Raw genomic sequence first — 12,456 nt, 5'->3', positions numbered from 1 at the left:
GAGCCGGCAATGGCCGTTATTTTCGAGAAAAATGCACCACCAGCCTGTCGCCGACGGTTTGCAGAATTTGCACCAGGATCAACAGCATTACCACGGTGACTACCATCACATCGGTCTGGAAGCGCTGGTAACCAAAACGGATCGCCAGGTCACCCAGGCCACCAGCTCCGACTACACCGGCCATGGCCGTGTAGGAAACCAGTGTAATCGCCGTCACCGTAATCGCCGCAAAAATGCCGGGGCGCGCCTCGGGCAACAAGGCGTTGGTGATGATCTGGCGGGTGCTCGCACCCATGGATTGGGTGGCTTCGATGATGCCGCGGTCGACTTCGCGCAGGGCCGTTTCTACCAGCCGCGCAAAGAATGGCGTAGCACCTACGACCAGCGGCGGGATCGCGCCGGCAACGCCCAGCGATGTACCGGTGATCAGGACGGTGAACGGAATCATCACGATCAACAGGATGATGAACGGCAGCGAGCGCAGGATATTCACGATCAGCGACAGCAGCGCGTACAGGCCTTTTTGTTCGAACAGTTGGCGCGGGCTGGTCAGGAACAGCAGCACACCCAGAGGCAGGCCCAACAGCACGGTGAAGAACAGCGAGCCGAACAGCATGGTCATGGTGTCGCCGGTGGCGAGCCAGATTTCGGACCAGTCGATATTGGCAAAGAAACTCAGGAAAACGTCCATCAGCGCAGGACCTCCATGTGAACGTCGGCGGCGGTGAAGCGCGCAAACGCGGCCTCCATGTCACCGCCGGTGACGGCGAGGGTCAGTTGCCCGTAAGGGATGTCTTTGATGCGGTCGATACGACCGGCCAGGATGCTGTAGTCCACGCCTGTTTCGCGAGCGACGGTACCCAGCAATGGCGCGTAGGTCGCATCGCCCTGGAACGTCAGGCGTACGATGCGGCCCGGCACGTGGGCGAAGTCGTCGCGCTGCTCGCCTTCGTCAACCTGTTCGGCTTCCTGAACGAAACGCTTGGTGGTCGGATGCTTTGGGTGCAGGAACACATCGGCGACCGAACCTTGCTCGACGATCACGCCAGCGTCCATCACTGCAACTTGGTCACACACGCGGCGGATCACATCCATTTCATGGGTGATCAGCACGATGGTCAGGTTCAGTTCGCGGTTGATCTCGGCCAACAGTTGCAGGACTGACGCGGTGGTCTGTGGGTCGAGGGCGCTGGTGGCTTCGTCGCACAGCAGGATCTTTGGCTTGGTCGCCAGGGCGCGGGCAATACCGACGCGCTGTTTCTGACCGCCGGACAGCTGCGCCGGGTACTTCCTGGCGTGGTCCGACAGGCCGACGCGAGCAAGCAGCTCAGCCACGCGCTGGTCGATCTCCTTGCGCGACAATTCACCGGCAAGCGTCAGTGGCAGAGCGACGTTGTCGGCCACGGTCTTGGACGCCAGCAGGTTGAAGTGCTGGAAGATCATCCCGACCTGCTGGCGCAAGCGCCGCAGGCCGTTGGCATCCAGGGCGGTGACTTCTTCACCGTCGACCGTGATCTGCCCGCCGCTGGGTTCTTCCAGGCGGTTGATCAGGCGCAGCAGTGTGCTTTTACCCGCACCCGAGTGGCCAATCAGGCCAAACACCTGGCCATTGGCGACGCGCAGACTGGTGGGGTGCAGTGCGGGGATATCCTTACCGGCGACGCGGTAGGTTTTATGGACGTTTTGAAACTCGATCACGTAGCGAACCTTGTGGGGCGCATTGAAAAGGGATCAGCGGTTAGCCGGGCGCGCATTTTAGCCTGTCCATCTAGTGTTTCTTAGCATTTATTTCGTATCCATCCAGCGATTTGGCAATAACGAGACCAAAGGTCATAAAAAAGGAACGGCGCAAAACCCTGTCAGTCACTACTTAAGCAATTCGATCTCCCGGGTGCCGTGCCTGGGGTTTCGCTCAAACGAGCCGGGGAACGCTCTGGCCACTTTGACTAAGGAGTTTTGACTGATGAGTACCAAGAAGCCAGCCACCCCGCCCAAGAGTGAAGTCGCGGGCACTGATACCCTGGACCGAGGCAATACCAACGCCAAATTGCAGGCGTTGGAAGAATTCCGTTCCGATGCGACCGGCCAGGCCCTGCGCACCAACCAGGGCGTGAAGATTTCCGACAACCAGAACAGCCTGAAAATCGGCGCCCGTGGCCCTTCGCTGCTGGAAGACTTCATCATGCGTGAAAAGATCACGCACTTTGACCATGAGCGTATCCCTGAGCGCATCGTGCATGCCCGTGGTACCGGCGCCCATGGTTATTTCCAGAGCTATGGTGACCATTCGGCACTGACCAAGGCCGGTTTCCTGCGCACGCCTGAGCATAAAACGCCGGTATTCGCGCGTTTTTCCACGGTGCAGGGCCCGCGCGGTTCCGGCGACACCGTGCGCGATGTGCGCGGTTTTGCCGTGAAGTTCTTCACCGACGAAGGCAACTTCGACCTGGTGGGCAACAACATGCCGGTGTTTTTCATTCAGGATGCGATCAAGTTTCCTGACTTTGTACACGCGGTAAAACCTGAGCCGCACAACGAGATACCTACCGGCGGCTCGGCACACGACACCTTCTGGGATTTCGTGTCGTTGCAGCCGGAGTCGGCGCACATGGTGATCTGGGCCATGTCTGACCGGGCGATTCCAAAAAGCCTGCGCGCCATGCAGGGTTTTGGTGTGCACACCTTCCGCTTGATCAATACCGAAGGTAAATCCAGCTTCGTGAAATTTCACTGGCGCCCAAAAGTAGGCACGTGCTCCCTGGTATGGGACGAGGCGCAAAAGCTGGCCGGTAAGGACACGGACTATCACCGCCGTGACCTGTGGGAATCGATTGAGAGCGGCGATTACCCCGAGTGGGAACTGGGTGTGCAGATCGTGGCGGAAGAAGACGAACACAAGTTCGATTTCGACTTGCTCGACCCGACCAAAATTATCCCTGAAGAGCTGGTGCCGATCACACCGCTGGGCAAGATGGTGCTCAACCGTAACCCGGATAACTTCTTCGCTGAAGTCGAGCAGGTCGCGTTTTGCCCTGGCCATATCGTGCCGGGCATCGACTTTACCAACGACCCGCTGCTGCAAGGCCGCTTGTTTTCCTACACGGATACGCAGATCAGTCGGTTGGGCGGCCCCAACTTCCATGAGATTCCGATCAACCGCCCGGTAGTGCCTTTCCATAACGGCCAGCGCGACGCTCAACATCGCACCGTGATCGATAAAGGGCGGGCCTCGTACGAGCCGAACTCGATTGATGGTGGCTGGCCGAAAGAAACGCCTGCCGGTCCTGCCGATGGAGGTTTCGAGTCCTACTACGAGCGCGTCGATGCCAATAAAGTGCGCGAGCGCAGCGAGTCGTTCGGCGACCATTTCTCCCAGGCCACGTTGTTTTACAACAGCATGAGCCACCACGAGAAAGAGCACATCATCGCGGCCTACAGCTTCGAGTTGGGCAAGGTTGAGCGCGAGTTTATCCGGGCGCGTCAAGTCAACGAGATCCTGGCCAACATTGACCTGGAACTGGCCAAACGCGTGGCGCAGAACCTGGGCTTGCCAGCGCCGACCAAGGGCACGGTGCCCGCACGTGAAACATCGCTGAAGGAATCACCGGCATTGAGCCAGGTGAATTTGCTGTCTGGCGATATCAAGACGCGCAAGGTGGCGATTCTGGCGGCTAACGGCGTTGATGGTGCGGCAATTGATGCGCTCAAGGCAGCGCTGGAGGCAGAGGGTGCCCATGCCAAGTTGCTGGGCCCGACTTCGGCGCCTGTGACCACTGCCGATGGCAAGACGCTACCCGTAGACGCTTCGATGGAAGGCATGCCGTCCATTGCCTTCGACGCGGTGTTTATCCCGGGCGGTAAGGACTCGGTGAAGGCGTTGAGCGGCGATGGCGTGGCGTTGCATTACGTACTGGAAGCGTACAAGCACCTCAAGGCGATTGCGGTGGCCAGTGATGTGAAACCGTTGCTGGACTTGCTGAAGCTGGAAGCGGATGCGGGGTTGATCGTGGGCGCTGATGCCAAGGCGTTCAAGGCGTTCTTTGCTGCGATTGCACACCATCGGGTTTGGGAGCGGGAGCCGAAATCCAAGGCGATTCCGGCTTAAATTATCGGTTGTTTGTTAGATCGTCATCGCAGGCAAGCCAGCTCCCACACTTGAATGTGTTCACCCTTCAAATGTGGGAGCTGGCTTGCCTGCGATGCTTTTAGTCCGCCTTGCGCGGAATCAGCACAACCTGCGCCGGAATGTGTTTCAGGATCTGTCGGTGAATCTTCAGGTCATACCCCGAATCAATTCGTTTCACCCGTTTGGTCAGCAATGTGGCCAGCCACGGGTAATCCTGGGTGCGTGGCACCTGGATGCTGACATCGCACTGGTAATTCACCACGTCGGTGGCGATGGCGTCCAACTGATGACGCATGTCTTCGACATCCGCGAGGTTCAGCGCCACGGTGGTGCTCGGCGCTGCGGGGTCGATGACCTTGGCCGCAGGCTTGGCTTCGGCGGCTTTCAACGCGGCTTCTGCCTGATCCAGCTCGGCCTTGCGCGCATGGCTGATAGCGCTGTTGACGCCACCGGTCAGTGCCGGGGCTTTTGGCATCAGCGCGCGGGCCCGGCTCAGGGCGGTGGCGGCGGCGTTGACATCGCCTTTTTGCAGCACGATCTGGCTGCGCTGCAGGTAGGCTTCGGCCAGTTGACGCTGATAGGCCTCAAGTGCGGGATCGTTGGGGGACTGGGCCTGCAACGCCGCAAGTTGGTCTTCGGCGGTTGCCAGTTCGCTGCTGGCCAGGTTTTGCTCCAGCTGCGCGATGGCCACAGCGCGTGAGTCCGGGGCCTCGGGGGCAGCGGGCGGCGTGCTTTGACAGGCACCCAGCAGCAGGGAAAATGCGGCAAGGAGCAGATAACGGGAGGTGAACGGCTTCATTCCTGCGACTCTCTATTTGCGCAAAAAGCGAGCAAGTCTACACCCCTCGACGGGGCAGGACAAAACTCAGCAGAAACAGGGCGGCCGCCGTAACCACAATCGACGGCCCGGCTGGCGTGTCCTTGAACCAGGACAGCGCCAGGCCCCCGCACACTGCACACATTCCCAGGAGGCTGGCGCCGATTGCCATCTGCTCCGGTGAGCGGGCATGACGCTGGGCGGCGGCGGCGGGAATGATCAGCAGCGACGTGATCAACAATACGCCGACTATCTTCATCGCGACAGCGATCACCACGGCGATGAGCAACATCAGGGCCATGCGCAGCCCTGCGACGGGCAAGCCTTCAACCCGGGCGAGTTCTTCATGCACGGTGATCGCCAGCATCGGGCGCCACAAGGCCACCAACAACACCAGTACGCCAGCGCTGCCGCCGAGGATCCAGGCCAGATCAGTCGGGCTGATCGCCAGCAGGTCGCCGAACAGGTAGGCCATCAGGTCGATGCGCACTTCATGCATGAAGCTCAATACCACCAGGCCCAGGGACAGGGTGCTTGGCGCGAGGATGCCCAGCAGGGTGTCGGAGGCCAGCGGCTGGCGTTGTTGCAAGGTCACCAGCAGTACCGCCAGCAGCAGGCAGCCCACGGTTACGGCGATGGTCGGGCTCACGTCCAGCAGAAAGCCCATGGCCACGCCCAGCAACGCCGCATGGGACAAGGTGTCACCGAAATAGGCCATGCGCCGCCAGACCACAAACGAGCCCAGCGGGCCCGCCACCAGTGCCAGAGCCAAGCCTGCCAGCAGGGCGTAGAGCAGAAAATCAGCCATGCTTGCAGCTATCTCCATGAACGTGGGGAGTATCGACAACGGCACCATGCAGGTCATGGGCGTGGTCGTGATGATGGTGGTAGATCGCCAGGCTCTGGGCGTTTTTGCCGAACAGTTCCACGAACGCCGGGTCGCCACTGACCTGTTCCGGGTGGCCGGAGCAGCACACATGGCGGTTGAGGCAGACCACCTGGTCGGTGGTGCTCATCACCAGGTGCAGATCATGGGAGACCATCAGCACGCCGCAGCCATGGCGGTCGCGCAGGCGGGTGATCAGGCTGTACAACTCGGCCTGGCCGGCGACGTCGACGCCTTGTACGGGCTCATCGAGCACCAGCAACTCTGGCTCGCGCAACAAGGCGCGGGCCAGCAGCACGCGCTGCATTTCGCCGCCGGAGATGCTTTGTACCGGGCTGTCGATCACCTGCTCGGCGCCGACTTCCTTGAGCGCGACCTGTGCACGGGCGCGGTCGACACCGGGCACCAGGCGCAGGAAGCGCAATACGGACAGCGGCAGGGTCGGGTCCACATGCAGTTTTTGCGGCATATAGCCCACGCGCAGTTTGGGCTTGCGCCATACACTGCCGCTGTCGGGTTTGAGCAGGCCAAGCACGGCGCGCACCAAGGTGGTCTTGCCTGCGCCATTGGGGCCGATCAACGTGACGATTTGCCCCGGCTCCACGCTCAGCGCGATGTTTTCCAGCACGTTCTGTCCGGCGAACGTGACGCCGACCTGCTCCAGACGGATCAACGCGTTGCTCATCAAGCCCCCTGGCAGCCCGCGCACAGGCCGACCACTTCAACCGTTTGCCCCTCGACCTTGAAGCCGACGTCGGCAGAGCTTTGGATAATGGCGTCACTGATGCTTTTTTGTTCAAGCTCGATGGCCGCGTGGCACTCGCGACAGATCAGGAACTGGCCCTGATGCGCGTGCTCCGGGTGGTTGCAGCCGACAAACGCGTTGAGCGAGGCGATACGGTGAACCAGGCCATTTTCCAGCAGGAAATCCAGTGCGCGGTACACGGTAGGTGGTGCAGCGCGGCGGCCGTCCTGTTCGCTGAGTACGCCAAGAATGTCGTACGCGCCCAGCGGTTTGTGGCTCTGCCACACCAACTCCAGCACCCGGCGACGCAAGGCGGTCAGGCGCAAGCCTTTTTGTGCGCACAGGGTATCGGCCTCTGACAATGCGGTGTGCACGCAGTGAGAGTGGTCGTGGGGACGGCTGGCAAGCGGTGTTTTAGGCATGAGCGGCGACAGATATTTGATAGAGACGTTATTATGTTACCCGTTCCTACGCCATTGAGTGGTCATCGTGTCCCGACTTTTTCCCGTTTTTGTCGTATTTGTCACCAGTTTTTTCGTTGCGGGTGCCGCTCAGGCCGATGTGAAGGTGCTGACCAGCATCAAGCCGTTGCAGCTGATTGCCGCGGCGGTGCAGGACGGTGTGGCGGTTCCGGAGGTATTGCTGCCGCCGGGTGCGTCGCCGCATAACTTCGCATTGCGCCCATCCGACGTACGGCGCGTGCAGTCGGTGGACCTGTTGTATTGGATCGGACCGGACATGGAAACCTTTTTGCCGCGCGTGTTGAAAGGCCGTACGGCAAATACCGTGGCGGTGCAGGACCTGCCAGGGATGAAATTACGTATTTTCGGCGAAGATAGCCATTCCCACGCCGACGATGCCGACGAGCATGACCATGATCATCGACCTGGCAGCGTCGATGCGCATTTATGGTTGTCAACGGTGAACGCGCGGGTAATCGCCACGCGCATGGCTGCGGACCTCAGTGCGGCTGATCCTGCAAACGCCGAGCGTTATCAGAGCAACGCCAAAGCTTTTGGTGAGCGCCTGGATGCGTTGGATGCGCGCTTGAAAAAGCGACTGGCGAGCGTCGATGGCAAGCCTTACTTCGTATTCCATGAGGCGTTTGACTACTTCGAAGAGGCTTACGGCCTCAAGCACACCGGCGTATTCAGCGTGGCCGCCGAAGTGCAGCCAGGTGCCCAGCATGTAGCGGCGATGCGCACGCGCTTGCAGGAGGTGGGCAAGACCTGCGTGTTCAGCGAGCCGCCGTTGCGGCCGCGATTGGCCGAGACGCTGGTTGCCGGGTTGCCGGTGAAGTTGGCGGAGCTGGATGCGTTGGGTGGCTATACCCCGGCTACCGCTCAGGGTTATGAGCAGGTCCTGGAGAAGCTAGGTAATGATTTGGCTGGCTGTCTGGAGTCGCTTTAACCATCGCCGCATAACCAATGTGGGAGCTGGCTTGCCCGCGATGGCGGCGTGTCAGTCGACACCGCTATCGCAGGCAAGCCAGCTCCCACATTTTTTTGACCGAGTAGGCCTTTTAGAGCGCGAACGGCAGGTGGACACTGACCTGCTGGCGTTGCGCCAGACGGTGCTCGAACTCAGCGGGGTCGTGAATGAGAACATCCTGGCCGGCAAACGACTCCGCGGCGATCAGTCGTGACAGCCAGAAACGCACGCACGCCACACGCAGCAGGGTCGGCCATAGCTCGGCCTCCTTCGCGGTGAACGGTCGCAGCCCCGCGTAGGCTCCCAGCAGCGCCCGCGCTCGTTGCCCATCAAGCACGCCATCGGCATCCGAACACCAGTCATTCAAGGCAATCGCCACGTCGTAGAGCATCGGCCCCGAGCAGGCGTTGTAGAAGTCGATCAAGCCCGTAAGGTGTGTGCCTTCGAACATCGCATTGTCGCGAAACAGATCGGCGTGAACGTTGGCCCGTGGCAGGCCGAGGATGTCAGCTTTGTGGGTTTCGATCTCGCTCAATGTGTCCTGCAGCAGGCGCTGCTGTGCGTCGTTGAGGTGTGAAATCAGCTGCGCGCCCTCACTGAGCATCCAGTCCAGCCCGCGGTCGGTCTTGCGCTCCAGCACTTTTTCGCCCTGAGTCGCCAAGTGCAGGTGGCCGAGCAGGTCGCCGACCTGGGCGCAATGTTGGGCGTTGGCGTCCTTGATGTGCTTGCCGGCCAGGCGCGGTTGCAGCAAGGCGGGTTTGCCCTTGAGTTCGCGCAAAGCGATACCGTCGGTGGTACGCAAGGCGTACGGCACCGGCAGGTCGGCGTCGTGGAGCACGTCGAGCAGTTCGATGAAGAACGGCATTTCTGCCACGGGGCCGCGCTCAACCAGGGTCAGGACAAACTCACCCTGCTCCAGGCTGATAAAGAAATTGGTGTTTTCGCTGCCAGCGGCAATCCCCTGGAAATCAAGCAGGCGGCCGAGCCCATAAGGGGCGAGAAAGGTTTCCAGCTCGGGCCGAGCCAGGGGGGTGAACACAGACATGGTTAAAACTGCCGTTACGGGCGCTGGCTTAGCAGCGCCGGTTAAAATTAAGAAATCATTTCCATTCGAAGATCTTCCATGACGGGATCAGCATATCCGGCTGGTCAGAGCGGATGAAGTTCGCATCGGTTCCGTCCGCGCGCACCAGGAAATACGGTGGAAAGCCTTTTTTTGTGATCTTGACTGCGTACAGGAAGCCGTTCTGGCGGTACTCCTGAATAGTCTTGTCGCCTTCCGTGCGAATGGTAACTTCCGGGTCTGCCGAAGGGGCATCGTCTGCCGCCATGGCAGCCATCGGAGCGAGTGCAATCAAACCGGTCAACAGCAGGCGATTGAATGTACGCATGATAACCTTGTCCCTTTGTTTTCATTGGTCCGGCTATTCTAGCGCCTGACCCGCCGAAAAGGTTGATCCTGCTCATGAGCCAAGCGCCCCTCGTCCTGGTGGACGGTTCTTCTTATCTGTACCGCGCCTTCCACGCGCTGCCACCGCTGACCACCTCCAAAGGCCTGCCGACCGGTGCGGTCAAGGGCGTGTTGAACATGCTCAAAAGCCTGCGCAAGCAGTACCCGGACAGCCCGTTCGCGGTGGTGTTCGACGCCAAGGGTGGGACCTTTCGCGATGAGATGTACGCCGAGTACAAGGCCAACCGCCCGAGTATGCCCGATGACATGCGCCTGCAAATCGAGCCGCTCCATCAAAGCGTGATCGCCCTGGGCTTCCCGTTGCTGTGCGTCGAAGGCGTCGAGGCTGACGACGTGATCGGCACCCTGGCGCGCAGCGGCGCGGCCGCCAGCCGCCCGGTGGTGATTTCGACCGGCGATAAAGACATGGCACAGCTGGTGGACGGGCACATTACCTTGGTCAACACCATGACCGGTAGCTCGATGGACGTTGAGGGCGTAAAGGAGAAATTCGGCGTCGCTCCCGAGCAGATCATCGACTATCTGGCGTTGATGGGCGATTCGTCCGACAACATCCCAGGCGTCCCGGGTATTGGGCCGAAGACCGCCTCGGGCTTGTTGGTGGGAGTGAATGGCGGCCTCAAAGAGCTTTATGAGCAGCTGGATATTGTGCCGACGCTGCCTATCCGCGGGGCCAAAACCCTGCCAGCCAAGCTTGAAGAGCACAAGGAGATGGCATTCCTGTCCTATCAGTTGGCGACGATCAAGATCGATGTGCCACTGGACGTGGGCCTGGATGACCTGCACCTGATCGAGCCGGATCGCGAAAAGCTGCTGGAGCTGTACACGCTGCTTGAGTTCAAGAGCTGGTACGACGAGATCCAGCGCGATGCCAAGCGTGTGGAGCTCAAGTCGGCGAGCGAGGTTGCACCTGCCGCCGAAACGCCGGTCGAGGCCGTTATATCGGTACCGGTAGAGGCGGTTTACACCACCGTCCTGGACCAGGCCACCTTCGACGTGTGGCTGAAAAAACTCAACGATGCGCCGTTGTTTGCCTTTGATACCGAAACCACCGGCATTGACGCTCAACAGGCGCAATTGGTTGGGGTCTCGTTTGCTGTGCAGCCCCATGAAGCCGCCTACATCCCGCTGACCCATTCCTATATCGGCGCGCCGGATCAATTGGATCGGGACACCGTGTTGCTGGCCTTGAAACCGCTGCTGGAAGACCCGACCAAACTCAAGGTTGGCCAGCACGCCAAGTTCGATATGAACATCCTCGCCAACTGCGCCATCGGTGGCGACCCTGCACAGGGCATCACTGTGCGTGGCATCGCCTTCGACACCATGCTCGAATCCTACGTGCTGAACTCCACGGCGACCCGCCATGACATGGACAGCCTGGCGAAGAAGTACCTGGACCACGACACGGTCAGCTTCCAGGACATTGCCGGCAAAGGCGCCAAGCAGCTGACGTTCGACCAGATTGCCCTTGAACAGGCAGGCCCTTACGCAGCCGAAGATGCCGATGTGACCTTGCGCCTGCATCAGGAGCTGCACGCAAAGCTGGCCGCGATCCCGAGCCTGGCCAGTGTGCTGACGGATATCGAGATGCCGTTGGTGCCGGTACTGGCACGTATCGAGCGCCAGGGCGCATTGGTGGACAAGGAGCTGCTGGGCATCCAGAGCATCGAGCTGGGTAACAAGATGGTCGAGCTGGAGCGCCAGGCCTTCGAGATCGCCGGTGAAGAATTCAACCTCGGTTCACCCAAGCAGCTTGGGGCGATTCTCTACGAGAAGCTGGGGATGCCGGTGTTGAAAAAGACCGGCAAGGGGCAGGCTTCCACCGCCGAAGAAGTGCTGGCCAAACTGGCCGAAGATGATTTTCCGTTGCCCAAGGTGCTGATGCAGTACCGCAGCATGAGCAAGCTCAAAAGTACCTACACCGACCGCCTTCCGGAGCAGATCAACCCTCGCACCGGGCGCATTCATACGTCTTACCATCAGGCGGTAGCGGCAACCGGGCGCTTGTCCTCCAGCGACCCGAACCTGCAGAACATCCCGGTGCGCACCGCCGAAGGGCGGCGGATTCGCCAGGCGTTTGTCGCGCCCAAGGGCTACAAGCTGCTGGCGGCGGACTATTCCCAGATCGAGCTGCGGATCATGGCGCACCTGTCCAAGGACGAAGGGCTGATGAACGCCTTCCGAAACGATCTGGACGTGCACACCGCCACGGCTGCCGAGGTATTCAAGGTTGAGCTGGCTGAAGTCACGTCCAACCAGCGCCGCAGTGCCAAAGCAATCAACTTCGGCCTGATCTACGGCATGGGAGCCCAGAAGCTTGGCAAGGACATCGGCGTCGATACCAAGACCGCCAAGGCTTACATCGATGTGTACTTCGCCCGCTATCCAGGTGTTCGCGAATACATGGAGCGCACGCGTGCCCAGGCAGCGGACCAAGGCTATGTGGAAACCTTCTTCGGGCGGCGCCTGTACTTGCCGGATATCAACTCCAACAAGCCTCAGGAGCGCGCTGCGGCAGAGCGCACAGCCATTAACGCGCCCATGCAGGGCACGGCGGCGGATATCATCAAGAAAGCCATGGTGCAGGTGGATAACTGGCTGACCGAGTCGGGCCTGGATGCCAAGGTAATCCTGCAAGTGCACGACGAATTGGTGCTGGAGGTACGTGAGGACCTGGTCCCACAAGTCAGCGAGAAGATTCGCGAACATATGAGTGCTGCAGCCCAGCTGGACGTACCGTTGGTGGTGGATGTGGGCGTGGGCGATAACTGGGACCAAGCGCACTGATTGCAGAGCTGCGCCAACACCGAGGGTGCTGGCGCAGTGCTTTAGAGCGCAAATCGCCGTCAGTTATTTCCAATAGTTTTTTGGAGCTGCCGGAACTTAACCTGTGAACTGCCACTCAGAGTTACTGAATGGGTGGTGAAGCCCTTCAATGCTCCTATGTTGTGTTAAGTGTTGGCAGATATCTGGACCC

At 60.2% G+C, this 12,456-nt stretch carries 11 protein-coding genes; 3 read left to right on the top strand and 8 right to left on the bottom strand.

All coding sequences use genetic code 11. The annotated features are described in order from the left end of the window. Positions 1–16: 16 nt before the first annotated feature. Both JH25_RS13210 and JH25_RS13215 read right to left on the bottom strand, forming a co-directional pair. Entirely contained in the window at positions 17–691 is a 675-nt protein-coding gene (locus tag JH25_RS13210; protein ID WP_005783435.1) for a methionine ABC transporter permease, read from the bottom strand. Next, entirely contained in the window at positions 691–1,698 is a 1,008-nt protein-coding gene (locus JH25_RS13215; RefSeq protein ID WP_032878559.1) for a methionine ABC transporter ATP-binding protein, read from the bottom strand. Before JH25_RS13215 ends, JH25_RS13210 begins: the two co-directional genes overlap by 1 nt. A gap of 265 nt (positions 1,699–1,963) precedes the next feature. Here JH25_RS13215 and katE point away from each other — a divergent pair, with 265 nt between their 5' ends. Continuing rightward, positions 1,964–4,105, top strand: a complete 2,142-nt coding sequence (gene katE, locus JH25_RS13220; protein WP_032878558.1) for a catalase HPII — start codon at positions 1,964–1,966, stop codon at positions 4,103–4,105. Positions 4,106–4,205: 100 nt separating this feature from the next. Here the strand turns inward: katE and JH25_RS13225 are convergent, their stop codons facing one another. The 4 genes from JH25_RS13225 to zur are packed head-to-tail and all read right to left on the bottom strand — an operon-like array spanning position 4,206 to position 6,996. Further along, positions 4,206–4,925 carry a PA5502 family lipoprotein gene (locus JH25_RS13225; RefSeq protein ID WP_032878557.1) on the bottom strand — a complete coding sequence of 240 codons (720 nt, stop codon included), beginning with the start codon at positions 4,923–4,925 and terminating at the stop codon, positions 4,206–4,208. A 37-nt stretch (positions 4,926–4,962) separates the two neighbouring features. Beyond that, on the bottom strand, positions 4,963–5,751 hold the full coding sequence (gene znuB, locus JH25_RS13230; protein ID WP_032878556.1) for a zinc ABC transporter permease subunit ZnuB: 789 nt from the start codon (positions 5,749–5,751) through the stop codon (positions 4,963–4,965). After that, complete coding sequence (znuC, locus tag JH25_RS13235) at positions 5,744–6,514, bottom strand: zinc ABC transporter ATP-binding protein ZnuC (RefSeq protein ID WP_032878555.1); 771 nt, start codon at positions 6,512–6,514, stop codon at positions 5,744–5,746. The genes znuB and znuC overlap by 8 nt, the downstream gene beginning before the upstream one ends. Next, the gene (zur, locus tag JH25_RS13240; RefSeq protein ID WP_005783442.1) at positions 6,514–6,996 is read right to left on the bottom strand and encodes a zinc uptake transcriptional repressor Zur; all 483 of its coding nucleotides are present in this window, start codon (positions 6,994–6,996) and stop codon (positions 6,514–6,516) included. Before zur ends, znuC begins: the two co-directional genes overlap by 1 nt. Positions 6,997–7,054: 58 nt before the next feature. Between zur and JH25_RS13245 the strand changes: the two genes are divergently transcribed. Beyond that, positions 7,055–7,984, top strand: a complete 930-nt coding sequence (locus JH25_RS13245) for a zinc ABC transporter substrate-binding protein ZnuA (protein WP_032878554.1) — start codon at positions 7,055–7,057, stop codon at positions 7,982–7,984. Positions 7,985–8,096: 112 nt separating this feature from the next. On the opposite strand, the gene JH25_RS13250 is transcribed toward JH25_RS13245, so the two are convergent. Together JH25_RS13250 and JH25_RS13255 are read right to left on the bottom strand one after the other, a co-directional pair. After that, positions 8,097–9,050: a homoserine kinase gene (locus JH25_RS13250; protein ID WP_032878553.1), complete on the bottom strand. Its 954-nt coding sequence runs from the start codon at positions 9,048–9,050 to the stop codon at positions 8,097–8,099. Positions 9,051–9,105: 55 nt separating this feature from the next. Further along, complete coding sequence (locus JH25_RS13255) at positions 9,106–9,396, bottom strand: DUF2782 domain-containing protein (protein WP_032878552.1); 291 nt, start codon at positions 9,394–9,396, stop codon at positions 9,106–9,108. Positions 9,397–9,470: 74 nt separating this feature from the next. On the opposite strand from JH25_RS13255, the gene polA reads away from it, so the two are divergent. After that, complete coding sequence (polA, locus tag JH25_RS13260) at positions 9,471–12,266, top strand: DNA polymerase I (RefSeq protein WP_032878551.1); 2,796 nt, start codon at positions 9,471–9,473, stop codon at positions 12,264–12,266. Positions 12,267–12,456 lie beyond the last annotated feature (190 nt).

Source organism: Pseudomonas sp. BRG-100 (assembly GCF_000737955.1).
GTDB classification, from domain to species: domain Bacteria; phylum Pseudomonadota; class Gammaproteobacteria; order Pseudomonadales; family Pseudomonadaceae; genus Aquipseudomonas; species Aquipseudomonas synxantha_A.
The sequence above is the reverse complement of the archived record's forward strand: the minus strand, read 5'-3'. Positions and strand labels throughout refer to the sequence as shown.

Coding starts and splice junctions, on each gene's coding strand:
- JH25_RS13210 (WP_005783435.1), bottom strand. CDS start 691: ATGGACGTTTTCCTGAGTTTCTTTGCCAATATCGACTGGTCCGAAATC.
- katE (WP_032878558.1), top strand. CDS start 1,964: ATGAGTACCAAGAAGCCAGCCACCCCGCCCAAGAGTGAAGTCGCGGGC.
- JH25_RS13225 (WP_032878557.1), bottom strand. CDS start 4,925: ATGAAGCCGTTCACCTCCCGTTATCTGCTCCTTGCCGCATTTTCCCTG.
- znuB (WP_032878556.1), bottom strand. CDS start 5,751: ATGGCTGATTTTCTGCTCTACGCCCTGCTGGCAGGCTTGGCTCTGGCA.
- znuC (WP_032878555.1), bottom strand. CDS start 6,514: ATGAGCAACGCGTTGATCCGTCTGGAGCAGGTCGGCGTCACGTTCGCC.
- zur (WP_005783442.1), bottom strand. CDS start 6,996: ATGCCTAAAACACCGCTTGCCAGCCGTCCCCACGACCACTCTCACTGC.
- JH25_RS13250 (WP_032878553.1), bottom strand. CDS start 9,050: ATGTCTGTGTTCACCCCCCTGGCTCGGCCCGAGCTGGAAACCTTTCTC.
- JH25_RS13255 (WP_032878552.1), bottom strand. CDS start 9,396: ATGCGTACATTCAATCGCCTGCTGTTGACCGGTTTGATTGCACTCGCT.
- polA (WP_032878551.1), top strand. CDS start 9,471: ATGAGCCAAGCGCCCCTCGTCCTGGTGGACGGTTCTTCTTATCTGTAC.